A 1,429-nucleotide genomic window follows, 5' to 3' on the forward strand; every position below is an offset into this window, starting at 1 on the left:
TTTTTGATTTTGCGTAGCGCAAATTTACGCTGCTTCTCGCGCGCCGTAGCTCACAGCGGATGCGTCAGGCAGCACTTTCTAGTTACTTGCTCGATGTACTCTACGCTCAAATTTAACCCGTAAAGCTTGCTTAGGTGTTTGCTCTCGATGATCTCGTCCACGCTGCCGAAAGCCACCTCGCCCCCGCCTTTAACTAACGCCACGTAGCCGCCCAAAAGCACGGCAAAATCGGGATTGTGAGTCGTTAGCACGATGGTGTAGCCTTGCTCTTTTAGCTGCTTAACGGTGCGCAGGAATTTATACTGATTGCCGAAGTCCAGCGCCGAGGTCGGCTCGTCAAACACGATGATCTCGGGCTTTGCAGCCATCGCGCGCGCGATCGAACACATCTGCTTTTGTCCGCCGCTCATCTGAGTGATAAATTTATCCTCAAGGTGCGTGATTTCAAGCTTTGCGGTAAATTCCTTCGCGATCGCCGTGTCCTCCTCGCTAGGCCGCGCAAAAATGCCCAGATGCGCCGCTCGCCCCATCGTGATAAACTCAAGGCCCGTGTAGTCGTACTCGCAGATCTCGCTCTGGGCGACGTAGGCCATGATTTTGGCGCGCTCTTTGTTGCTAAGCTCGGCGCTATTTTTACCGCTGAGCCAAACTTCGCCCGAGTGCGGCGCCTGCGTGCCGCTGATTAGGCTTAGCATGGTCGATTTGCCCGCGCCGTTTCGCCCCAGTATCGTTAGTATCTCGCCCTTGCCGACGCGTAAATTTACGTTTTCTAGCCTACCGGCGCCGTTTGGATAGGCGAAATTTAGATTTTTTACTTCTAACATCACGCGACCTTTTTGTTTCGCCAGAGTACCCAGACGAAAAATATCGTGCCGATAAAGCCCGTAAGTACGCCCAGAGGCACCTCGCTAACGCTGATCGTGCGCGCTAGGGTATCTACAAATAGCAAAAATATCGCGCCCATAAATATACTAGCAGGCAGGCTGCGGGCGTTATTTGCGCCAACCAGCATACGCGCCAGGTGCGGCATCAGCAGCCCTACCCACGCCACGATACCGCTCACGCAGACGCTGCATGCCGTTAGCAGCGTAGCGCAGACGATGATGACGCCGCGCTCGAGCGTTACGTTTACGCCTAGCCTCGCCGCGCTCTCGTCGCCCAGAGATAGCAGGTTTATCCTCCAGCTCATCGCCACGAGTAGCACCGCGCAGGCTATCATCACGGGCGCGATAAATTTGAGATTGCCCGCATCGATCTTAGCTAGACTTCCTAGCTGCCAGTAAACGATGTCTGGTAGCTTGGTCTCTGGGTCGGCGACGTATTTTAAAAAGCCGATAACAGAAGCCATCAGACCGCTAACGATGATACCTGAAAGAACTAACATCAGCGTGCTAGAGCGCCCCATCAGACGCGGTATGGATAGCGTCAT

2 protein-coding genes are annotated in these 1,429 nt (G+C 54.2%); both read right to left on the minus strand.

Features of this window, described 5'->3' with window-relative positions; all coding sequences use genetic code 11:
* Positions 1-50: 50 nt before the first annotated feature.
* Positions 51-824, minus strand: a complete 774-nt coding sequence (locus tag Q0314_RS02935) for an ABC transporter ATP-binding protein (protein WP_298056333.1) — start codon at positions 822-824, stop codon at positions 51-53.
* The coding region (locus Q0314_RS02940) for an iron ABC transporter permease (protein WP_298056336.1) at positions 824-1,429 on the minus strand (606 nt) is incomplete at its 5' end. The genes Q0314_RS02935 and Q0314_RS02940, both read right to left, overlap by 1 nt.

Source organism: uncultured Campylobacter sp., from assembly GCF_938040115.1.
Classification (GTDB): domain Bacteria; phylum Campylobacterota; class Campylobacteria; order Campylobacterales; family Campylobacteraceae; genus Campylobacter_A.

Bases quoted from the DNA above. Each gene is read 5' to 3' on its own strand.
- Q0314_RS02935 (WP_298056333.1), bottom strand. From the start codon at position 824: ATGTTAGAAGTAAAAAATCTAAATTTCGCCTATCCAAACGGCGCCGGT.